At 67.3% G+C, this 21,135-nt stretch carries 18 protein-coding genes and 1 pseudogene; 13 read left to right on the forward strand and 6 right to left on the reverse strand.

Annotated features, from left to right (window positions below; all coding sequences use genetic code 11):
* Positions 1 to 85: 85 nt before the first annotated feature.
* Complete coding sequence (locus AB0C19_RS01760) at positions 86 to 1,285, reverse strand: low temperature requirement protein A (protein ID WP_357177878.1); 1,200 nt, start codon at positions 1,283 to 1,285, stop codon at positions 86 to 88.
* A gap of 471 nt (positions 1,286 to 1,756) precedes the next feature.
* A complete protein-coding gene (locus AB0C19_RS01765; RefSeq protein ID WP_357177881.1) occupies positions 1,757 to 2,284 on the reverse strand; it encodes a hypothetical protein in 528 nt (175 codons plus the stop codon).
* A 159-nt stretch (positions 2,285 to 2,443) separates the two neighbouring features.
* Between AB0C19_RS01765 and AB0C19_RS01770 the strand changes: the two are divergent.
* The 4 genes and pseudogenes from AB0C19_RS01770 to AB0C19_RS01785 form a co-directional block, all read left to right on the forward strand.
* Positions 2,444 to 2,804 (forward strand): annotated as a pseudogene (locus tag AB0C19_RS01770) (cupin domain-containing protein); the annotation flags it as partial.
* A gap of 395 nt (positions 2,805 to 3,199) precedes the next feature.
* Entirely contained in the window at positions 3,200 to 3,907 is a 708-nt protein-coding gene (locus AB0C19_RS01775; RefSeq protein WP_357177884.1) for an SDR family oxidoreductase, read from the forward strand.
* Positions 3,908 to 4,395: 488 nt separating this feature from the next.
* On the forward strand, positions 4,396 to 6,405 hold the full coding sequence (locus tag AB0C19_RS01780) for a hypothetical protein (protein ID WP_357177887.1): 2,010 nt from the start codon (positions 4,396 to 4,398) through the stop codon (positions 6,403 to 6,405).
* A gap of 31 nt (positions 6,406 to 6,436) precedes the next feature.
* The gene (locus AB0C19_RS01785) at positions 6,437 to 6,832 is read left to right on the forward strand and encodes a hypothetical protein (protein ID WP_357177890.1); all 396 of its coding nucleotides are present in this window, start codon (positions 6,437 to 6,439) and stop codon (positions 6,830 to 6,832) included.
* Positions 6,833 to 7,348: 516 nt separating this feature from the next.
* Here AB0C19_RS01785 and sigJ read toward each other — a convergent pair.
* The 3 genes from sigJ to AB0C19_RS01800 all read right to left on the reverse strand — a co-directional run bounded on the left by sigJ (position 7,349) and on the right by AB0C19_RS01800 (position 9,948).
* Entirely contained in the window at positions 7,349 to 8,317 is a 969-nt protein-coding gene (gene sigJ / locus AB0C19_RS01790; RefSeq protein ID WP_357177893.1) for an RNA polymerase sigma factor SigJ, read from the reverse strand.
* A gap of 81 nt (positions 8,318 to 8,398) precedes the next feature.
* Positions 8,399 to 9,133 carry an NmrA family NAD(P)-binding protein gene (locus AB0C19_RS01795; RefSeq protein WP_357177896.1) on the reverse strand — a complete coding sequence of 245 codons (735 nt, stop codon included), beginning with the start codon at positions 9,131 to 9,133 and terminating at the stop codon, positions 8,399 to 8,401.
* A 236-nt stretch (positions 9,134 to 9,369) separates the two neighbouring features.
* Positions 9,370 to 9,948, reverse strand: a complete 579-nt coding sequence (locus AB0C19_RS01800; protein ID WP_357178260.1) for a TetR/AcrR family transcriptional regulator — start codon at positions 9,946 to 9,948, stop codon at positions 9,370 to 9,372.
* A gap of 156 nt (positions 9,949 to 10,104) precedes the next feature.
* On the opposite strand from AB0C19_RS01800, the gene AB0C19_RS01805 reads away from it, so the two are divergent.
* The 3 genes from AB0C19_RS01805 to AB0C19_RS01815 all read left to right on the forward strand — a co-directional run bounded on the left by AB0C19_RS01805 (position 10,105) and on the right by AB0C19_RS01815 (position 14,677).
* Positions 10,105 to 11,124: an aldo/keto reductase gene (locus AB0C19_RS01805; protein ID WP_357177899.1), complete on the forward strand. Its 1,020-nt coding sequence runs from the start codon at positions 10,105 to 10,107 to the stop codon at positions 11,122 to 11,124.
* 117 nt (positions 11,125 to 11,241) lie between these two features.
* A complete protein-coding gene (locus AB0C19_RS01810; protein WP_357177902.1) occupies positions 11,242 to 12,120 on the forward strand; it encodes an LLM class flavin-dependent oxidoreductase in 879 nt (292 codons plus the stop codon).
* Positions 12,121 to 12,463: 343 nt separating this feature from the next.
* Complete coding sequence (locus tag AB0C19_RS01815) at positions 12,464 to 14,677, forward strand: hypothetical protein (protein ID WP_357177905.1); 2,214 nt, start codon at positions 12,464 to 12,466, stop codon at positions 14,675 to 14,677.
* A 478-nt stretch (positions 14,678 to 15,155) separates the two neighbouring features.
* On the opposite strand, the gene AB0C19_RS01820 is transcribed toward AB0C19_RS01815, so the two are convergent.
* Positions 15,156 to 15,560: an MFS transporter gene (locus tag AB0C19_RS01820; RefSeq protein WP_357177908.1), complete on the reverse strand. Its 405-nt coding sequence runs from the start codon at positions 15,558 to 15,560 to the stop codon at positions 15,156 to 15,158.
* Between the two features lie 66 nt (positions 15,561 to 15,626).
* Between AB0C19_RS01820 and AB0C19_RS01825 the strand changes: the two genes are divergently transcribed.
* The 6 genes from AB0C19_RS01825 to AB0C19_RS01850 all read left to right on the forward strand — a co-directional run bounded on the left by AB0C19_RS01825 (position 15,627) and on the right by AB0C19_RS01850 (position 21,109).
* Positions 15,627 to 16,523: an ABC transporter ATP-binding protein gene (locus AB0C19_RS01825; RefSeq protein WP_357177911.1), complete on the forward strand. Its 897-nt coding sequence runs from the start codon at positions 15,627 to 15,629 to the stop codon at positions 16,521 to 16,523.
* Positions 16,520 to 17,269, forward strand: coding sequence for an ABC transporter permease (locus tag AB0C19_RS01830; protein WP_357177915.1), 750 nt, complete (start codon positions 16,520 to 16,522; stop codon positions 17,267 to 17,269). The genes AB0C19_RS01825 and AB0C19_RS01830 overlap by 4 nt, the downstream gene beginning before the upstream one ends.
* Positions 17,270 to 17,283: 14 nt before the next feature.
* The gene (locus AB0C19_RS01835; RefSeq protein ID WP_357177918.1) at positions 17,284 to 18,438 is read left to right on the forward strand and encodes a histidine kinase; all 1,155 of its coding nucleotides are present in this window, start codon (positions 17,284 to 17,286) and stop codon (positions 18,436 to 18,438) included.
* Positions 18,435 to 19,088 (forward strand): response regulator transcription factor, encoded by a 654-nt coding sequence (locus AB0C19_RS01840; protein WP_357177921.1) that lies wholly within the window; start codon positions 18,435 to 18,437, stop codon positions 19,086 to 19,088. Before AB0C19_RS01835 ends, AB0C19_RS01840 begins: the two co-directional genes overlap by 4 nt.
* A 96-nt stretch (positions 19,089 to 19,184) precedes the next feature.
* A complete protein-coding gene (locus AB0C19_RS01845; protein WP_357177924.1) occupies positions 19,185 to 19,772 on the forward strand; it encodes a helix-turn-helix domain-containing protein in 588 nt (195 codons plus the stop codon).
* Complete coding sequence (locus AB0C19_RS01850) at positions 19,769 to 21,109, forward strand: MFS transporter (RefSeq protein ID WP_357177927.1); 1,341 nt, start codon at positions 19,769 to 19,771, stop codon at positions 21,107 to 21,109. Before AB0C19_RS01845 ends, AB0C19_RS01850 begins: the two co-directional genes overlap by 4 nt.
* Positions 21,110 to 21,135: the final 26 nt, after the last annotated feature.

Genomic DNA, 21,135 nt, shown 5'->3' on the forward strand with positions numbered 1-21,135 from the left:
CCCCCACGGCGACGGGACAGTACGGACGCCGGGTGCACCCGGATCGACACCGCAGGCCCGGCATCGCTGCAGCACCGGACACGCGTCAGCGTGGCGGTGAGGCCTCCTCCAGTGGACGCCCGTGGGCTCGGGCCGTATCCGAGACGGCGACGCCGAGCAGGACCGCGACTGCTGCCGCAGCGACCCCGAGAGGCGGTAGGCCGACCATGATCGGTGCCATGGCCGCGAGGACGAGGATCCCGATCGGTCGTGGCCAGGACACTCGGGCGAAGGCCACATACTCGAATACTGAGCGCCCGGCGAGGTAGAGCGCAGGCCCGCCGAGGATGGCTCCGACCCAGGCGGGTTTGGCGTCTCCGGACGGATCCATGAGGACGAGTTCGGAGCCGGCTGAGCTGCCGAGGATGCCGGCCACCATGAGCAGGTGTGAGAACTCGGCCAACCGACCGAGCCGGCCGGGGTCGGGGGATGCCGCGATGGCCTCGCCCAGAATTTGGCCAGCTCGATAGAAGTAGATCCGCCACAGCAACACCGTGGTGAGGAACGACAATGTAAGGGCCATCGTTCGTTCAGCCACGATCGGACCGCGGAGAAGACTCGATCCGGAGGTCAGGATCGTCTCGCCAAGCGCGACGATGACAAGCTGCCAGTAGCGCTCGGCCAAGTGCTCGCCCGCGACGGCCCACGGGGACACCCGCGAGCGACCCACCCCCGGTACCGGCCAGCCGAGTCTGGCCCCCAGGTAGTCGATTGCCAGGGCCACCGTCCACAGCGAATTGCGCGTCACCTCGGGAACAAAGGCTCCGGCCAGCCATGGTACGGCCGACGCGCCGAACCAGATGAGCGCCAACATATTGACGCGGCGCAGATTATGACCGCGCACGACACCTACGAAGAAGAGGGTGCGGCCCACCTGAATCGCGACATAGGTGCTCGCGAAGAGCAGGCCCGTCTCGGCGAGAGCCCCCGAAATCGCGACCGCCAGGAGCAGGCTCCCGTACATCGTCGCAACGACAACGAACTGGATCGGCGGCTGGAACGGATCGAATCGGCTGGTCACCCATGCCGTCTGGGTCCAGATCCACCAGAGAGCCAGGAGCAACAGCAGCGTCTCGCCGTTCTCCGCAAGGGAGGTGGTCAACCGCTCCGGGACGTGACCCCTGGTGTAGTCCAACACCAACTCGTGCACAATCCGGGTGAGCGCGAAGACGTAGACGAGATCGAAGAACAGTTCCAGGAAAGTCGGCCGTTGCGGACTCTCACGTTTGCGCAGCAGATTGGCCACTCTATTCCTCGTCACCCGGTCCGCCCGCCTCGTCGGCTAATCGCTGAAGCAGTCGTACCACGTTGCCGCAGCGCCCACGGATAAGACGCACTTGCGATGACTGAATAGCCCGACGGCCGACGCGGGCTGCCACCGCGCCCAGCACCGCCCTCTCCCGAGAAGCCGGCAGCTGGTTGACCGACGTGCCAGGCGGCTTCCAGGCAGGGATCACAGGCGGCGGGCACGAGGGTAGCCACTACTACCCGACGAGCCCTGGTCACGATCCTCGACTGGAGTACCAGCGAAAGACCGTCGATCACTGCTGGCTAAACACCGCCGCCACGACGAGGTTGTTGACGATGGTCGCGGTGACGGCGCGGGTGGCCGCTTGGCGGGCAGTCGCTTCCACCAGCCCCAGCCGGAGCCTTCCTTCCCCATGCTGTCTCCTCTCGGGCTTCCAGGTAACCCTGCCGACGCCCGAAGGTGAGCCGGTCACCTACCGGACACGAACTCGCTTGGTGGTGGATCAAAAAGAGTCATGACGAGCGCAACTGTGCTGAGGAATCCGCATCCGAGCGCTAGCACCAGCGAAGGAACGAACGCGGATGGCGGCGGGATCCATCCGCCGAGGACCCAGGGTGCTGCGACGATAAAGAGCACAGCTATGTCCGACACAACCTCATTCACGGCGAACGCGATGGACGTGCGCGAGTTGCGGTTCCGCAGGATCCGAAAGGCAGAATCGGCCGCCGCAGCGACCAGCAGGGCGCTGAGCACAGCGAACGCCAGCACACCCCAGATGGGAGCAAGATTGGCGAGTGCGAGTGGCACGACGAGCGGCAGCCCGGTCAGCAAAAACACGCCCCGCGCACCCGAACGCACGTATCGGTCAGCCCCGGACTGGCGAACGCGGCGCTGCCCTGAGTCCAGATAGAAGAACACGCCCACGAGGAACGTCCCGAGAAGCGTGGCTGCGATTTCTGCTAGCCCGACCAGGAACTCCTCGTTCACTTCCCGCATCTCGATCAAGCTCCTTACGGCTCACCACCTGAAGCGGTGCAGCACCAGTGAACTTAGTCGGACATTTCGGGCAGCGGGGAGTTTTCGCATCGCGCGCGATGGTCGGGGCGTCCGGCAGAGCCGAGATCGGGGTCGGCGATCTTCGAGCAGCGGTTCGCCAACCTCCGTCCGGTCAGGCGCGACGGGGCGACCCTGCTGCCGCTCACGCGCCGACCGGGCGGCATCCAGGCCTTCAAGATCGTGATTGCGGCAGGCGGATCGGACACGCCGGACCTCCGCACACACGAGGGTTACGAGTGGCTCTACGTCCTCAACGGGCGCTTACGCCTCATGCTTGGCAGTCACGACCTCGTCCTCCTTCCCGGCGAGGCCGCCGAGTTCGACACCCGTACCCCCCCACTGGTTCGGGACACTCGACGGTGAAGGGGCCGAGTTCCTCAGCCTGTTCGGCCAGCAGGGTGAGCAGGTCCACTTCCGCGCGAGGCCGAAGACGCTACGACACGAGGGCAGCGCCGGCTAGCGGATGATGGCCGGCTTCCGGCCGCGACATGCCGCCGTGGCGTTAGACGACTCGAGACGCCGGCCGGTGCCAGCCATCCCGCAGCTCAGGACATGCACGTGGGCCATAAGATCCACATCTATGGTCCGCACCACACCTCCGCGCTGTGACGGACTTCAACACATGCCCTAGATCTGGGCACCGCTCCAGTGCAGATCGCCGTCGGGCCACCGGTCGAACGGCCGGTCATCGGCAGCGCGATCCCTTCGTGCGCCGGGAGCTCGGCTGGGTCGCGCTTCCCCGCTGCACCGTCGACGGTCGCGGATCTCAATCATCAGCTCTTGATCAGTTCGCGAGCGTGATTCACCTCGCACATGTTTGCCCCTGACGTCAACGTGAGGTTTTAGCGTGGCGATATGCAAATCAACGGCTCAACAGCTCTCGTGACCGGAGCCAACCGCGGCCTCGGCAAGGCCTTCGCCGAGGCCCTTCTCGCCCGGGGCGCCACCGTCTATGCGACCGCCCGTCGCCTGGAAAGCATCGACATCCCCGGCGCCGTCGCGCTTCAGCTGGACATCACGGATCCCGCGTCTATCGAGGCCGCCGCAGGCAAGGTGGGCGACCTCGACATCCTCATCAACAACGCCGGCACCTCCACCGAAGCCCCGCTGCTCGGCCCCTCCACGGAGAACATCCGCCGCGACCTCGACACCAACTTCTGGGGCACTCTCAACGTCACCCGCGCCTTCGCGCCCAGGCTGGCCGGTGGGGCCATCCTCAACGTCATCTCGGCGCTGAGCTGGTACACCTTCAGCCCCGGCAGCAACGGCTACGCCGCCTCCAAGGCCGCGGAGTGGTCCCTGACGAACGGCATCCGGCTTGAGTTGGCCGACCAGAAGACTCTGGTCACCGCCCTGGCGCTGGCGATCGCCGACACGGACATGATGGCTGGCGTCGACATCCCCAAGCTCGCGCCCCACGTGGTGGTCGCCCAGGCCCTCGACGGACTGGAGGCAGGCAAGATCGAAGTCATCGCTGACCAGCCCACCGCCAACGTCAAGGCCTCCCTCTCCCGCGATCCCGCCGACTTCTACGCCGACATCACCGGCAACCTCTTCGCCTGACTTCACCGGTAGTCCGCCTGCCGAAGTAAGCGGCTTGGTCAACGGGCGTACGCCCGGCGGGCGGCCCGGATTCTCATGAAGCCGGGCCTCCGCCTGACCGCCGCAGGGGTGCGGACGTCGAGCGAAGCCCTGAAGATCGTGATCGACTTCGTGGTCTTGAAGCTGGCGCCTCCAAGGTGCGACCGAGGGCTCCGGGAGGTCACTGGTCCGCTGGGGTGTCCGGGCGTCGCGATCACGTCGACCGCGGCCATGGTGATCGCGCTCGCGGACAGGTTCTCGTCCAAGGGACGTCTCGTAATGGCTGCGCCGCCGCCGGGGCCACGATCGCCGTGCATGACCGCCGGCGCCCGGTCCCCACCGCCGTACGCGCTCCGGTCGACTTACCGCCGGCCACCGGCGCCGGCCCGTGACCGTGCGGACAGCCGTAAACGCGCTTCTCCGATTGGCGTTCGCTGCGTAGCATCTCCGACGATCAAGGGGGATGAACGGTGGGCGATTTCCAGCAGTTCACGACGGATGTGACTTCGCGTCTGTCCACGATGTCCCGCGGCGAGTTGTACGCCGTCGGCGACGGTCTCGACCGGGACTCGCTCTGGCTCACCTTTCTCGACTCCTTTCCCGCCGGCACCAATCTGCGGTTCCGTGAGCGATCCGAGTACGACTGCTCGACCTGCCGCGGTTTCATCAAGCACTTCGGCAACGTCGTCGAGATCCACGACGGGCGGGTCCGTACCGTCTGGTCCGGGGTGTCGGCATTCGACCCGGTCTTCTCCGTCGTCGCCGCCGCTCTGGACGAGTTCGTTCTTTCGCTGCCGTTGTCCACCATCTTCCGGTCCACCCAGGCGCAGTACGGGACGAAGACCACCCGAACGTTGCGCGACGGCCAGGTCGAGGTGTGGCACCACCTGCACGGCCGGGTGGAAGAGCGGCATCGCAGCGAGGACGTCGGCGCGGCACAGGGCAACTTTGACGCCGCGGTGCAGGTCTTCCAGCGTGGCCTGGCCGAGCTGACCCGGCACGCTCTGGACACCGTCGTCGACCTCGTCGACGACAACGCCCTCTACCGCGGCGCGGAGCATCGTCGGGCGGTGACCGAGTTCCGCTCACTGCAGAACTGGTGGACCCAGGCGACCGACCAACGTGCCTTCGTCTTCACCAACGCCATGAACCCGGCGGCCCGGCTCCGCAACACGGTGATCGGCACCCTGGTTCAGGGTCTCTCCGCGGGTGTCGACCTGGAGCAGGCGGTCCGGTCGTTCGAGGCGAAGGTGGCGCCGCAGAATTACCAGCGCCCCACGGCGTTGATTACTCCGGGCATGGTCAAGGCCGCCATGAGGACCATTGCCGAGCTGGGCATCGAGGAGTCGTTGCAGCGACGGTTCGCCCGGCTGTCCGACGTGTCGGTCACCAATGTGCTGTGGGTCGACAACGACACCCAGGCGCGGATGAAGGACGGCATCGAAGGGCTGCTCATGCAGGCGGCCACCATCCGATCGTCGGGTGCGCTCCTTCGCGACGCCAAGCCGGAGGAGGTTCCCGTGGTCTCCTTCATGAAGGACATCCTGCCCGGTGCCGCCACCATCGACCTGTGGGTCGCCAACACCTACGAGCCGCACCTCGTCAGCCTCACCACCGGCCGGAACCCGGCTGCTCCGCGGTTGTTCAAGTGGGACAACGATTTCGGCTGGTCGTACGGCGGCAACGTCACCGACTCGATCAGGGAGAAGGTAAAGCGGGCCGGCGGCAACGTCACCGGCAAGCTGCGGGTGAGCCTGTCCTGGTTCAACCACGACGACCTAGACCTGCACGTGTACGAACCCAACGGCGACCACATCTGGTACCAGGAGAAGCGCAACAAGCTGGACGTCGACATGAACGCCAGCGGGACGCTCTCCCGCGAGCCGGTGGAGAACATCACCTGGACCGACCGTGTCTCCGACGGTGAGTACCGGATCGAGGTGAACCAGTACCGCAAGCGGGACAGCGCCCAGGTCGGCTTCGTGATCGAGACCGAGAGCGACGGGAAGATCGAGCATTACAGCCACGAGCGCGCGGTCGGCCACAAGGAGACCGTCGAGGTGGGCCGGATGACGGTTGCCGACGGGGTGATCACCGCCTTCCGGCCGGGTAAGGACGTGCATCCGGGCAGTGCGGGCAAGGAGTTGTGGGGCATCACCACCGAACAGTTCGTACCGGTGTCCACCATCATGTACTCGCCGAACTACTTCGATGACAACGAGGTCGGCAACCGGCACTACTTCTTCATCCTCAAGGGGTGCGTCAACGACCAGCCGACGCGGGGGATCTACAACGAGTTCCTCCGCAGCGATCTGCAACCGCACCGCAAGGTGTTCGAGGTTCTCGGCGACCGCACCAAGTGCGAGCCGTCTCCGGATCAGCTGTCCGGCCTCGGCTTCAGCTCCACGGTCCGCAGCTCTGTGGTCGCCAAGGTGACCATGACCGGCGGCCGGCGCCGCCTCATCAGCATCCAGTTCTGATTCCTTAACCAGATATTCCGGAGAGGCTACCGTGACCATTTTTGAGAAGGCCACACGGGAGAAGTTCCGCTATCCGTCGGCCAAGGGACTGCTGACCACGGAACAGCTGTGGGAGCTTCCGCTGACCGCCAAATCCGGCTTCAGCCTCGATGATGTGGCCAAGGCGGTCAACGCCGAGCTCAAGGCCGTCGACACCGAGTCGTTCGTGGCCACCGAGGCCAATCCGGCCAAGGCAACCTTGGAAGCCAAGCTGGAGGTCGTCAAGCACGTCATCGCCGTCCGCCTCATGGAGGACCAGGCGGCGAAGGCGGCGGCGGCCAAGAAGCTGGAGAAGGAGAAGCTGCTGGCGGTCCTGGGCCGTAAGCAGGACGCGGTCCTGGAAAACCTGACCGAGGCAGACCTACTGGCCCGGATCAACAACCTGTAGCCCGCCGACAATCAGCGTCTGCCAGCGGGCCGGCACATCGCCGAGAAGTACGGTCGCCATGCAAGACCTGTGCGGCCAGGCCGGCGCTCACGCGCGCGGGTGGGTGACCGCGGTTCGGGTCGAGTTTCCGGAGGGAGGATCCGCTTTCGTCGGCGAGTCGTTGTAGCAGCCGTTCGGTTGCGGCGCGCACTTCGGTGGCGACACCGAGCGGGGTCTCGACCGGCGCACAGGACATCGACCCAGATCTGACCCGATCCCCCCTCGCCCGCCAGCATCGTGATCGGGAACTCCGATTCGGGCCCGAGCCGCTGATAGCGGAAGCGGTTCAGGGTGACGCCCCAGAGCTGGGCGTCGGATCGTGCACACCCAGCCGCTGCCCAACCCGGCGGCACACGGCATCACCATCCCACCGGCGACAACCCCACCCACGACCCTCGCCGCCCTTCGGGACCGGGTCCAGGCACAGACCGGCGAGGACAACAAGATCAAAACAACGTGTTAATGATCTGCAATCTCTTAGTCGAGTGACCAATTCCTCAATTTCAGCGGATTAAGCATCAGCCACACGTTCGTGACACATTCGGCACTGACGTCGAAGGTGGCCATCCCATATCGCCGCTCCTCGTTTCTAAGTATGTATCCGAGGCCGTCAGCCGTGTCTCGTCGCTCAAAACGGAGAGCGGGTTGCTTACGCATCACTCCCATGAGCCACCGCGCCACATGATCCGAACCGCGAATAACCTGAGGTGCGGCATTGACGAATCCGCCGCCATCTACTCGCAGTTCGACATCTGGGGCCAATACGCGCAACAGGTCTTCAATATTCCCTCCAACCGTTGCGTCGCGGAATGCCCGAACAACTTCATCATGCTGTTGAGGAGAAACTTGTGCCCGCCTTCCTCCTCGAACGTGCCGACGTGCGGACGTCGCCAATTGCCGTACGGCTCCTGGTGAACGGCCTACAACACTAGCAATCTCGCCAAACGGCACGCCGAATACATCATGAAGTACGAACGTCACTCGCTCCGCCGGGGTCATAGACTCGAGGACCGTCAACAAAGCCATACTGACCGAATCATCGAGGGAAACGCGATCGAGCGGATCGGCGGCGATATGGCTGGAACTCGTTGGCTCCTTCGCTGTGTCCGCGAAGAGGTCAGATGGGACTGGCTCCGGTAGCCATTGTCCGACGTACGTCTCCCGTCGTGCCCGCGCGGAGCCCAGCATGTCGAGTGAGATACGGCTCGCAACTCGCATCAACCACGCAGCGGGCGTGGCAATCGCTTCGCGTTCCTCGGCCTCAAGGCGATACCATCTGACGTACGTCTCTTGCACAACATCTTCAGCATCGGCCAGAGTGCCCATCATGCGAAACGCCAGCGACATCAAACGACGTCGCTCGGCCGCGACGGAATCGAGAATCTGCGATTCATCGCGCTCGACTCCTCCAAACCCTACGGATTCGGCAGGAGAATCGTCCGACATTGGGCACCCTTTCCGGTCCAAGCGCGGCATGCCTCACTATCACCCGACAGTCGAGCGTTCCATCGTCCTCCTATTTTGGTTTCAGGCGAGGGGGATTCCTGAAATGGGGTACCTCACAGTGCCTACCCGGTGAGCGCCACGTGGAACCATGGCATCGGTTGCCCCTTCCGCGTCCACGGTCACAACCTCGCGGTCGTCTTCGCGATCAGCCAGCGTGGCACGGAAAAGGTCATCGTGGTAGTAGCGGTCGGGTCCAGCGATCTCGACCTCGCTTCCCGGCTCCAAAGTCGTGGCAGCCTCGGCGAGCAGCTCGATGACCTCGTCCAGCTCGACGGGCTGGATGAACGATCTGGGAGCGAAAACCTTTCCGTCCACGGTGTGTTGGTCAATGAGGATGGGAATGTAGCTCTGGAACTGAGTGGCTCGGATGATGGTTGCGGGGATCGAACCGGATCGTGCGGCCTTCTCCTGCGCTACCTTTCCGAGGTAGTACCCAATCTCAGACGCGTCTCCTTGTCCGACGCCGACGATGGAGAGCAGGACGTGATGACGCACACCTGCCCGCTTGCCCTCCGCATTCAGATTGTTGATCGCTTCCTCGAAGAACGAAATGGCCCCCTCCGCATCAAAACGGGGGGTGTTCAGGACGTTCACGATGGTGTCGACTCCGACGAGGGCCTCGGCGAGCCCCTCACCAGAGATCACGTCGATCCCGTCGTCAAGTCCTCCCGAGACCACCTCGATGCCCCTGGCCTCCAGCTTGTCGGCAAGGGGGGAGCCGACACGGCCGCGCCCACCAGCGATGAAAACCTTCATTTCTCACTCCGTTCCGGGCCACCGGTCGCCGCCCTCACCAATATGACGACGCAGGCCAGGAAAATGTCAGGCTCCGAGAGATCTTTGCTCAGAACCCCTCAGCCGCTGCTTGACATGGGTAGATCGCGGGATGCCCGCAGACCGGCGATCGGGACGTGGCGCTGGGGAGTCGCTCGCCCACAAGGCGAGGATCCGCAACGACCACCGGACGCCCGGTGAACGTTGTGGACACCGCACTAGCGGACGCGAAGCCCGGCCACCAGGAGGTCGACCAGGCGGCGTGCGTCGTAACGGGGGTCGTTGCCCGCGCCGATGCAGAGATTGCCGACGCCGCGCAGCAGCCCGTAGGCGTCCAGGTCGGGGCGGATCTCGGCGGCGGTGACGGCGGCCTCGAGGAGCTGGTCGCAGACCGGGACGAGCCGGTCGAGGAAGTAGGAGTGCAGGGTCTGGAAGGCGGCGTCGTCGGACTGCAGAGCTGCGGCAAGACCGTGCTTGGTGACCAGGAAGTCGACGAACAGGTCGATCCACTGCGCCAGGGCAGCGTACGGCGTGCCGCTCTCGGCCAGTAGGGCCGGCCCCGCCTCGGCGCACGCCTCAATCTGGTGCCGGTAGACGGCGACGATGAGGTCGGCCCGGCTGGGGAAATGGCGGTAGATCGTGCCCACGCCGACGCCCGCCCGTACGGCGATGTCCCGCACGGGGACGTCGACGCCGGAGGTGACGAACGCCGCAGCGGCAGCGTCGAGCAGGGCCTTCTCGTTGCGCCGGGCGTCGGCCCGCTTGCGCGGGACCGGTTGCTCCACGCCGCTGTCGATGTCAGCCACGTCGCGTTACCTCCGTCACTCCACCTGGCATCCGGAACATAGTTCCGTATAGTGTTTACCGGAACGATGCTCCGCTTGCTCAGCATAATGAACCGGTCGCGCTACCACCAAACCGTGGACCGCCGGACGTCTGAAGGAGAACCAGCCATGCAGTACCGCACCTTGGGTCGCACTGGCGTGCAGGTCAGCGCTCTCGTGCTCGGCGCGATGAACTTCGGCAAGATCGGCAACACCACCCAGGAGGACGCCACCGCCATCGTCGAGGCGGCGGTCGACGCGGGGATCAACCTCATCGACACCGCCGACGCCTACAGCGGCGGCCAGTCCGAGGAGATGGTCGGCAAGGCCATCGCCAGCCGCCGCGACGACGTCGTTCTGGCCACCAAGGCGACCCTGCCAATGGGCGACGAGCGCAACCAGCGGGGCGGGTCGCGCCGCTGGCTGGTCACCGCGCTGGAGAACAGCCTGCGCCGCCTCGGTGTCGACCACGTCGACCTCTACCAGATGCACCGGTGGGATCCGACGACCAGCGACGACGAGACGCTGTCGGCGCTGACGGACCTGCAGCGCGCGGGCAAGATCCGCTACTTCGGCTCCTCGACCTTCCCCGCCTACCGCATCGTGCAGGCGCAGTGGGCCGCCCACGAGGGACGTCTGAGCCGTTACGTGACCGAGCAGCCGAACTACTCGATTCTGCAGCGTGGCATCGAGACCCACGTGCTGCCCGCGACGCAGGAGTACGGCATGGGCGTGCTCGCCTGGAGCCCGCTGGCATCGGGCTGGCTATCCGGCGCGATCCGTGCCGGCCAGGACATCAGCACGAACCGCTCGGGCTTCATGCAGCAGCGCTACGACATCAGTATCCCCGCCAACCGCGCCAAGCTCGACGCCGTCGAGCAGCTCGCCACAGTCGCCGACGAGGCTGGCCTCAGCATCATCCAACTCGCGCTCGGCTTCGTGACCGCGCACCCGGGCGTGACCAGCGCGATCATCGGCCCCCGCACGATGGACCACCTCCGCTCGCAGCTCGCCGCCGCGGACACGGTGCTCTCGGCCGACGTGCTGGACGCGATCGACGCGATCGTGGCTCCCGGCGTCGACCTCGCCGCCCATGAGAAGAACGACACCCCGCCCGCTCTGCTCGAGCCGGCGCTGCGCCGCCGCTGATCACTCGGCACGTCAGTGCCCGCGTGGCAGGCGGACGTGCGCCCGCGCGTCCGCCTGCCGCTGACCCGCCACAGAGCCAGACCTTCCGGGCTCGGCGCCGCAAGGACGAACGGACCCATGCCAAGCAAGCCCTCGCCCAGCTTCGGGCTCATGACCGCCCCGATGCACGTCGACTACCACGACATCCTGCGGGTATGGCAGGAAGCGGACGCCATTGCCGAGATCGAGCACGCGTGGCTGTTCGACCACCTCATGCCCATCAGTGGCAACCCGGACGGACCGGCGTACGAAGGCTGGACCCTGCTCTCCGCCCTCGCCGCGCAGACCGAGCGGCTGCGACTGGGCGTGATGGTGACCAGCAACCGCTTCCGGCCTCCCACGATGCTCGCCAAGATCGCCACGGTCGTCGACATCGTCTCCGGCGGGCGCCTCGACTTCGGCATCGGCGTCGGGTCACGGCCTGGTCACCCTCTGGCTCGGCGGGAATACGCCGCGCACGGCCTGCCATTCGCCGACACCGCCGACGCCGTTGGCAGCCTCGCCGAGGCGCTCACTGTCATCCGGCGACTCTGGGCCGGCAACGAGCCGTTCGACTTCCACGGAACGTATGTCGACCTCACCGGAGCGTTCGCCAGCCCCAAGCCCGTGCAGCGCCCGCACCCGCCGATCGTTATCGGTGGCCGCTCCGCCGCCACATTGCGGGTGGTCGCCGAGCACGCGGACATCTGGAACATCGCCAGCGGAGACATCGACGACGCCGTCAGCCGCAGCGCCCTGCTGGAACGCTACTGCGCCGAAATCGGCCGCGACCCAGCGTCGATCACCCGCTCGATCAACCTGCCCGTCCCCTACGACCAGCCCGGGCTCACCCGGGACGCCATCGGCAGGGCGATCGGTGCCGGCTTCGGGCACATCGTGCTCATACTGCCGGCGCCCTACCCCGCTGGCGTCGCGCGTTGGGTCGCCGATGAGCTCATCACCCCGTCCACCGCATAGCTGCCCCGGCGGGTCGGTCTGAATTGATCTCCGACCCGAGCGGCCGGGGTTGCGTCAGACGTGCCACTCCACCTCGTCGCCGCCGAGTCGTCGGCTGAGCGAGGGCCGATCACCTCGATGGTTGTCAGGGACTCTCGGTGGATCTTCGCGCCGGTGGTGGGTCAACGTTGCCGGGTGGTCGGCGACGGCGTCGCGTCGGTCAGCACCATCGCCGAACTTGATGCCACGCCGACAGCTCAGGGTTGTTTCCCCCTTCGGGGGGTACGCCGTTCCGCCACGCGGGCGCCGCCGGATCAGCCGAGCGGGTCGTGTGCGCCGCGGACGCGCCGGGGGCCGGTACGGGATGGATCAGCGAGAGGCGGGCGGGCGCGCCGGGGATGTCGGTGTGGTGGAACTGCGGGTGCACGGGGTGTCCGCCATCGGCCCGGCTGAGCTGCTGGATCGGCCACATGTGCGACAGGTGGCGGGCGACCACCGGGGTGGCTTCTACCGGCCCGGGCCGGAATTTCACGAGGGCGGCGAGGCGGACGGAGTGACGCTCGAGGCCTACCGCTGGAACAATCTGCCGGCCGGCAACGCGGTGCGAACGCTGTCGATGGTGATCCTGTTGCCCTTCATGCTGATCAACCTCGCCATCTGGATGCGTCCGGCCGCAGCCGGCTCCGACCCGGTGATCAAGGCCCTGTGCCGGTTGCTGGCACTCACCCTGACCGGGATGTACGTGCTGAGCATCGTCGGGATCGCGCTGGACGTGATCGCCTGGAAATGCATGTCCTCACCGGAGTGCCTGGCGGGACGCAGTTGGCTCTCCTGGCTCGGAGGGCGTCCCGCCGGACTGCGTCTGGCGGTGCTCGCGCTGGTGCCGGTAGCGGCGATCGCCCTGGTGTGGAGGATCACCGCTCGCCCGGCACTGCCGGCTCACGTTCCCCGCGCGGCCAACCAGCCCCTTCCGACGCACCGACTCACCGCAGTCGGCCGATGGGACAATGAGCCGCTGGTCGGTCGACTGCGCTCGATTCATGTCGCGGCGGCGTTTGCCACGCTGGACCTCAGCCTGCTCGGTGCCCGGGCGGCACAGGGTCTGTCGATCGGCACCGTCGCGCTGGCGGCAACGTCCGGACTCTTGCTGATCATGTGTGTGGTTCTGCTCTGCACCCCACCCCTGACCACGCCCACTGAACGGCGGCTCGACCGGTTGGTCCGTGTGTTGCGCACGATCGCCCTCGGTCTGACCGTGCTGGTCTGGCTCCACATTCTGACCAGCTCCGCCTCCTGGCCGGAGCGCAACGGGCTGCCCGGCTACGAGCTGACCGTCGTCGGGCTGTTCATCGGTCAGGCGGTACTGCTGGTTGTCCTAGGGGTGGCGTTGTTCTCGCACCGGGATCGACAGCCGCATGTCGCGTTCTCGCTCAGGCTCGGCGCCCTGGCGGCCTCCGTCGCCGCGATCAATCTGGCGCTCACCTTCTCCGCGGAACTGGTCTACCGGGTGTCCGACATCCTGAACAGGGGGGCGCCGACCGCACAGGCGTCGATCAGCAGCCCACCCCACGCCTGCATCTGGGCGATCCTCGGCTTCTCACTGGCCGTGCTGGTGACACTGGCCGTCGCTGGCGTGGAATCGCTGGCGACCCGACCGGGACGGATCCGGGCCGCGTCGGCAATCGTCGCTCGTGACTTCCCAAACGCGCCTACCGATGCCACACCACGGCTGCGGCAGGTACGCAGAACCATGGCCCGTGCCCGGTTCACCGAGAAGCTGGTACCGCTCGCGGTTCTCTACACCTGCCTCGCCGGAATCGGCATCGCAGCAGTCACGCTCGGCCTGCTCCCGACGCCTCCCAGCGAACTGATCCAGCGCTACGTCGGCCTCCCCGCCGGCTTCGTCAACTTCGCCATCGGCGCCGGCAGCTACCTGATCGCCGCCCTCTTCCTCGGCCTGATCATCGGCGGAATCTTCGCCTACCGCACCCCCGGATTCCGCCGGTACGTCGGCGTGCTGTGGGACCTGGGCACCTTCTGGCCCAGAGCCGCCCACCCGTTCGCGCCACCCTGCTACGCCGAACGGGCCGTCCCCGAACTGACCTGCCGCATCACCCACCTCGTCGACTCCGGAAACACTGTGGTGCTCACCGGACACAGCCACGGCTCCGCCCTACTTGCCGCGACAGTGCTCCAACTGCCGCCACGGGTCACCGACCGGATCGCGCTGCTGACCCACGGCTCGCCGCTGCGACGTCTGTACGGCCGCCTCTTTCCCGCGTACATCAGCGACGAGGTGATCCACGAGATCGCCAACCGGGTCGACTGGCGGTGGGTGAACCTGTGGCGAGACACCGACCCCATCGGCGGCCGTGTTTTCCCGCCGCCTCAGCAACCCGACGCGGCACCCGGGACATTCGACCGAACGCCGTCGGTGGATCGACGGCTACGCGACCCACGGGACGTCACCGCCGCGCCCGGAGACATCTTCCCGCCACCGATCAAGGGACACAGCCCCTGCGAAGCCGACCGGGTGTTCGATGAGGTCGTACGTGACCTCGCCGGACGCCTCCAGTGAGCGAGCGGGCCCCCTCCGCGTCGGTTGACGCGCGGGACGTACGACTCTCCCCACTGCCCTGGCCCACTTTCAGCTCTGGTCAGGCTCGCCGGGCAAACCGCCGGCAGCAACCGGTCGCCCGCCTCAAGGCCGCACCATTCCGGACATCTGCCGGCCGATGTAGATGATTGGAGCTCGCGCAAGTCTGGCTTTGATGGTGACCTCTGCTGAGAGCTTCAGCGAAGCTACCAGCGGTGGCAATTTGGTCCCAAGGTGCGAGTCCTGTGGACAGCAGACCGAGCCGGAATTCGTCACTGTGCAACTCGGCCGGTTGCTCAAGTGCTCGGTCTGCCAAACCGCCGTGGAGGTCCTTGGCCGGCTCGCGAAGGATTTCGAGTTCGAACAGACCTTCTCATGGGCAAACAGAGCGCCACAGCGGCTACGACGACCGCCAAGACGGCGCAGGCGAGCCAGACCGTCACGTAGCCGGCCTTACCCGTCACCGGCGTTGCGACCCCGGGCACGTGGCTCGACAGGGCCGCCATGACACGGCCGCGAAGGTGGCACCGGACAAAGCGCCTCCGACCGCCCGCGCGGTGTTGAACAAGCCGGAGCTGATGCCGGCCGCGTCCGCAGGCGCCCGAGTAACCACATACGTCGAGGGCGTGGCCAGCACCACGCCGTTGCCGGCCCCGATCAGGACCTGCCAGACGACGAAGGTGGCTGCGGCGTCGTGAACCAGTGCCGTCGGCATGTACCCCGCCGCAGTCAGTACCGCCCCGAGGGCCACAGCGGTCCGGCTCCCGGCCCGTTCGGTCAGCCGAGGCGCCAGCCAGGTGCCGGCGAACACGGCGAGACCGAACGCGAGCAGCGCGAGCGATGGCCAGTAGAACCTGGGTACCAATGGCGGGCCGGAAATGCCGACCGCGGTACCACGATGGGGGCTGTGCCCGGACCTAGCGTGGTGAGCATGATTCAGGTACGCGAAGTAACCAAGCGATACGGTGCGAAGACGGTCGTCGACCGCCTGTCGTTCACCGCGAAGCCCGGACAGGTCACCGGCTTCCTCGGCCCCAACGGCGCCGGCAAGTCGACGACCATGCGGATGATCGTCGGTCTCGATGCCCCGACCTCCGGCGACGTGCTGGTCAACGGCAGGCCGTACGCGTCGTCGCAGGCGCCGCTGCGCGACATCGGCGTTCTACTCGAGGCCAAGGCCGCACACCCCGGCCGGACGGCGGTCAGCCACCTTCTGGCATTGGCTCGCACGAACGGCATCCCGCGCTCGCGCGTGGACGAGGTGCTCGACCTGGCCGGCCTCTCGGCCGTCGCCCACAAGCGGGTCGGTGCGTTCTCCCTCGGCATGGGCCAGCGGCTCGGCATCGCCGCCGCGCTGCTCGGCGACCCGGCCGTGGTGATGCTCGACGAGCCGGTCAACGGCCTCGACCCCGAGGGTGTCCTCTGGGTGCGCAACCTGCTCACCGGCCTGGCCGCCGAGGGCCGCACCGTGATGCTGTCCTCGCACCTGATGAGCGAGGTGTCGCTGATCGCGGACCACCTGGTCATCATCGGCCGGGGCAGACTGCTGGCCGACACCACAGTGGCCGACTTCGTGACAGTCGAGGGCGTCCGGATCGTCACTCCCGCGCCCGACGCGCTGCGCACGACGATTGCCGGCCCGGGCATCACGGTCACCTCGACCGGCGCCGAGGAACTGCTCGTCTCCGGCACCTCCGCCCGCGTGATCGGGCTGGCCGCGGCTGCTCGCGGCATCCCGCTGTTCGAACTCACCCCGCAGAACGCCTCCCTCGAAGAGGCGTTCATGGACCTGACCCGCGACGCTGTCGAATACGAGGCCTCCCGATGAAGATCACCCCTGGCGGCGTCGTCGCCGCCGAATGGACCAAGTTCTCCTCCCTGCGCTCCACCTGGATCACGACCGGAATCTCCGTCTTCCTCCTGATCGTCTTCGGCATGATCGCCTCGGCGTCCTTCTCCGGTGAGGGTCCGACCTCGGTCGATCTGGCCCTGTCGGGCAGCGTCCTGGCCGCCCTGTCCGTCGGTGTGCTCGGCGCGTTGCTGGGGGCGAGCGAATACACCACCGGCATGATCCGGGCGACTTTGGCCGCGGTGCCGCGCCGGTTGCCGGTGCTGTGGTCAAAGGGCCTCGTGGCCGGGGCGGCCGCCTTCGTGACGATGACCATCGGCGCCTTCGCCTCTTTCGCCGTGGGGTCGGCCGTGCTCAACGAGAAGGTCGACGGTCTGGGCCTCGGTGACGAGGGCGTCGTGCGGGCCCTGTTCGGCGCCGGCCTCTATCTGGGGCTGGTCGCGGTGCTCGGCGTCGCGCTCGGCATGATCGTCCGGTCCAGCGCCGGCGCCATCGCGATCCTGTCCGGCGCGCTGCTGGTGGTGCCCGTTCTGGCCCCGCTGCTGCCGGACTCGATCGACGATGCCGTCACCCCCTACCTGCCCAGCAACGCGGGCAGCGCCGTGATGGCACTGGCTCCCACGGACGGCACGCTGGATCCGTGGGCCGGTCTCGCGGTCTTCGCCGGGTACGTGGCCGTGACGCTCGCCGCTGCCGCCTATCGGCTCAAGAAGACCGACGCGTAAGGGAGACTCGGGCGATGAGCACGCAGGGATGGCTCGTGGACCGGCAGGCACGGCTGCGGGCGTTCGACCGGTGCCACCCGTGGGTGATGGACACCCTGGTAGCCGTCCCGATCGTGCTCTTCAGCATCCCGAACATCATCGAGAAACCCCTGTCGGCGACCATCGCGACCCTGGTGCTGCTGCCACCGCTCTACTGGCGGCGGCGGTACCCGTTCCCGGCGTTCCTGGCCACCGCGACCATCGAGTTGGTCGAGGGACTGCTGGACGTCGGCGTCGGCGCCGGAGTGATCCTGCTCGTGATGCTGTTCGGGGTGGCCTCCCGCGGTTCGTGGCGGGCGCTGGCCTGGGCCTCCGGGATTGCCCTCGCGCTGCTGGTCGCCGAGATCTACCTGATCAACCCGGTGACGGAGAACCGCGTCACCACCCTGCTCCTGGCGATCGGCACGGAGGCGGCCGCGGTCGCGTCCGGCGTCGCGGTGCGCACCCGCCGGGCGTACCTCATCGCCCTGGAGGACCGGGCCGCCCGCCTCGAGATCGAACGGGATCAGCAGGCCCGCCTGGCCGTCGCTGAGGAGCGGGCCCGGGTGGCCCGCGAGATGCACGACATCGTCGGCCATCACGTGTCGGTGATCGTCGGCCTCGCCGACGGCAGCGCCGCCCTCGCCAGATCGCGGCAGGAGCAGACCGCCGAACCGCTCCGGCTGATCGGCGAGACCGGCCGCCAGGCGCTCGCGGAGCTGCGCCGGGTGCTGGGCGTGCTGCGCGAGGGTGACCCTGGTCCGCAGTTGAGACCGCAGCCCGGCATCGACGATCTCGACCGGCTGCTGCCGAGTGTGCGGGCAGCCGGGCTGCCAGTCACCTACTCCACCTCGGGCGAGCTGCACACCCTCGGCAAGGGGCTGCAGCTAGCGGTCTACCGCATCGTCCAGGAAGCGCTCACCAACACCCTCAAACACGCGGGGCGCAGCGCGTCCGCGACAGTCACTCTCGCTGCCTGCCGCGGAGAGGTACGGGTACGCGTTCACGACAACGGCCGTGCCATACCGGCCCCTCCTAGCCACGGCCTGCTCGGCATACGCGAACGCGCCGCCATGTACAGCGGGATAGTGACCGCTGGCCCGGTGGAGAACGGCTGGCTCGTTGACGTAGTCCTCAAGGAGCCCTTATGACCACCGTCCTGATCGTCGACGACCAGCAGTTGCAACGAATGGGCTTCAAGATGCTGCTCGACGGCACCCCCGGCATCACCGTGGTGGGTGAGGCCGCCACCGGCACCGAGGCAGTGCGGAAAGTCGATCAGACCCGGCCCGATGTGGTGCTGATGGATGTGCGTATGCCCGGCATGGACGGCATCGAGGCCACCCGCCGCATAACCGCGTCCGGTTCCCGCACCCACGTGCTGATCCTGACCACATTCGATCTGGACGAATACGTCTACGCCGGACTTCGAGCCGGAGCGAGCGGCTTTCTACTCAAGGACGCGCGCCCCGAGGAACTGATCGCCGGTATTCGCGCCGTCGCGAGCGGAGACTCAGTGGTAGCCCCCAGCCTGACCCGCAAGCTGATGGACGCCTACCTGCAGGAACCGGCGCCGGCAGCATCCGAGAATCCCCGCCTGAGCACGCTGAGCGAGCGGGAGCGCGAGGTGCTCGAGGCGATCGGCCAGGGCGCCACCAACACCGAGATCGCCGAACGCTTCACGCTGACCGAGTCGACCGTGAAGAAGCACGTCGGACGAGTCCTGTTCAAGATCGGCGCCCGCGACCGGATCCAGGCAGTGATCTTCGCGTACGACAACGGCCTGGTCCAGCCTCGCTGACGGGCGGAAGGGCAGGAATGTTCCTGGTGGAATTATCTAATTCGACCACCTGCTCGACGAAGGTGCGGGGATCCGGGCTGCGGGTAGATTCGGAACATGTCTTCCACATCTGTCACAGATGTCGAAGGGCTGCGCGCGCTGGCCCATCCCGCGCGGCTCCGGATCCTGGATCTGCTCCGCGTCCACGACCGGCTGACCGCCTCGGAATGCGCGACGCAGCTCAATCTCTCTCCCAAGTCCTGCTCGTATCACTTGCACGTGCTCGCCAAACAGGGCCTGGTGGAGCAGGGCTCTCCACTTGCCGAAGACAACCGGCAGCGACCCTGGCGACGCCGTTTCGACGAGGTACGGATGCCCCTGCCAGGAAAGACCGGTGGCGCGGACTCCGACAGCGCCCGCACGGACGCGATCGGCGCCGCGGCCCGGCACGACCTCAGGCTCTTCCTAAGCTTCCTGGCGTCACCGCAGGCCGGGAGCGACGACTGGGCATCGAGTACCACCGTGTACACCCGGACCGTCCTCATGACACCCGCCGAACTCAGAGCCTGGGGCGAGGCGGTCGAGGAAATCACCCGCGGCCACGTGGAGAAGGCGGGCCGGACCCGCCGCGACGGACGCGGCCCGGTCCGGCTGGCCGTGCGCGGCTTCGCGCAGACCGCACCAGGGACGGAGACTGCCGAATGACCGGTAACGAGACGACGGGCCTGCGCCGCTACGCCGGAGTGGTCGCGAACCGGCAGATTCTGGCGGCCCTGATCGGCGCACTCGTCGCACGGCTAGCCCAGACGATGTCACCGCTGCTCATCCTGCTGCTGGCCAACCAGCGGTACGGCGGGTTCGCCATTGCGGGCGCGGCCGCCGCCACCTACGGACTCTGCGCGAGCCTGAGCGGGCCGCTGATCGCCCGGCTGGCCGAACGCTACGGCAACCTCGTCCTACTGATCGCCGGGATCCTGAGCAGCACCGGCCTGTTAGTCATCGTCCTGCCGTGGCAGTCGTGGAACTTCTGGGCCGGTGTCGTGCTGGCCGGTGCGGCGATCCCACCGCTGAGCGCAACGCTCCGAGCCACGATCGCGACTACCATCGAGGACCCGCAGGAACGCATCGCCGCGTACGGCCTGGACACCGTGGGCACCGAAGTGCTGTTCGTACTGGGGCCTGCCCTCGTCGGGCTGGTCGTGGCCTTGAGCAGCCCGACGGCTGCCCTGGCCGGAACCGCGCTGCTCCCGGTTGCCGGTGCCACCACCCTGCTGATCCAGCAGCGTCGCGTCCCGTCGCCGGAGTCGTCGCCGGACGCACCGGAGCAGGCTGCGGACCGCCGGATGCTGATCCGGCTTTCCCCGTGGCTGGGAGTGGCGGCGGTCCAGATGGCCGCGATCGGTCTTGTGGAGGTCGCGCTGATCGCGGTCGCGGTCACGTTCAGCTCCTCGGCCGCCAGCGGGGCAGTGCTCGCGACGTGGGCGGCGGGCAGTGTCGTGGGTGGATTGTGGTACGGGTCGCGGTCCTGGCGTGCACCGGTGCGCCGGCAGGTACGGCTGCTGCTGCTCGGCAGCGCTGTCGGGTTCGCCCTGCTGCTCGCCGCCCGGTCCGCTCCGGCCCTGTACCCGCTGGCGTTCCTCGCCGGCGTGTTCATCACACCGTCGGCAGCGGCCCTGCTGACCGATCTGAGCGAGAACCTGACAGGCGGGCATCGGCTGACCGCGTTCGCTTGGCTGGCGTCCGCGAACGGGCTGGCTGGATCCTTGGCCTACGCCGCGGGCGGAGTGCTGGTCACCGGCGCCGGGCCGTGGGCGACGATCGCCGTCGCCGCCACCCTTCCCGCGCTCGCGGCACTACTGTTCCGTGGCCGTGGCACAGGTCCCGGCCTTCCACAATGGATCCGGCCGAGTCAAGGACCACCGCCAGTTGATCGAACCGGTCAACGACATCTCAAGGGCCAACTTGACCCGGAGAAGCATGGCGGGGCGCCGACTGGTTCAGGATCCCCCGCTACACCGGGCGGCAGGTGTGGACGAGCGTGACCGACGGATGCAGGGCCAGTACAACC

The sequence above is a fragment of the Micromonospora sp. NPDC048842 genome (assembly GCF_040649935.1).
Lineage (GTDB): Bacteria > Actinomycetota > Actinomycetes > Mycobacteriales > Micromonosporaceae > Micromonospora > Micromonospora hortensis.

Bases quoted from the DNA above. Each gene is read 5' to 3' on its own strand.
- AB0C19_RS01765 (WP_357177881.1), bottom strand. From the start codon at position 2,284: ATGCGGGAAGTGAACGAGGAGTTCCTGGTCGGGCTAGCAGAAATCGCA.
- AB0C19_RS01775 (WP_357177884.1), top strand. From the start codon at position 3,200: ATGCAAATCAACGGCTCAACAGCTCTCGTGACCGGAGCCAACCGCGGC.
- sigJ (WP_357177893.1), bottom strand. From the start codon at position 8,317: ATGTCGGACGATTCTCCTGCCGAATCCGTAGGGTTTGGAGGAGTCGAG.
- AB0C19_RS01795 (WP_357177896.1), bottom strand. From the start codon at position 9,133: ATGAAGGTTTTCATCGCTGGTGGGCGCGGCCGTGTCGGCTCCCCCCTT.
- AB0C19_RS01805 (WP_357177899.1), top strand. From the start codon at position 10,105: ATGCAGTACCGCACCTTGGGTCGCACTGGCGTGCAGGTCAGCGCTCTC.
- AB0C19_RS01810 (WP_357177902.1), top strand. From the start codon at position 11,242: ATGCCAAGCAAGCCCTCGCCCAGCTTCGGGCTCATGACCGCCCCGATG.
- AB0C19_RS01815 (WP_357177905.1), top strand. From the start codon at position 12,464: ATGGATCAGCGAGAGGCGGGCGGGCGCGCCGGGGATGTCGGTGTGGTG.
- AB0C19_RS01825 (WP_357177911.1), top strand. From the start codon at position 15,627: ATGATTCAGGTACGCGAAGTAACCAAGCGATACGGTGCGAAGACGGTC.
- AB0C19_RS01830 (WP_357177915.1), top strand. From the start codon at position 16,520: ATGAAGATCACCCCTGGCGGCGTCGTCGCCGCCGAATGGACCAAGTTC.
- AB0C19_RS01835 (WP_357177918.1), top strand. From the start codon at position 17,284: ATGAGCACGCAGGGATGGCTCGTGGACCGGCAGGCACGGCTGCGGGCG.
- AB0C19_RS01840 (WP_357177921.1), top strand. From the start codon at position 18,435: ATGACCACCGTCCTGATCGTCGACGACCAGCAGTTGCAACGAATGGGC.
- AB0C19_RS01845 (WP_357177924.1), top strand. From the start codon at position 19,185: ATGTCTTCCACATCTGTCACAGATGTCGAAGGGCTGCGCGCGCTGGCC.
- AB0C19_RS01850 (WP_357177927.1), top strand. From the start codon at position 19,769: ATGACCGGTAACGAGACGACGGGCCTGCGCCGCTACGCCGGAGTGGTC.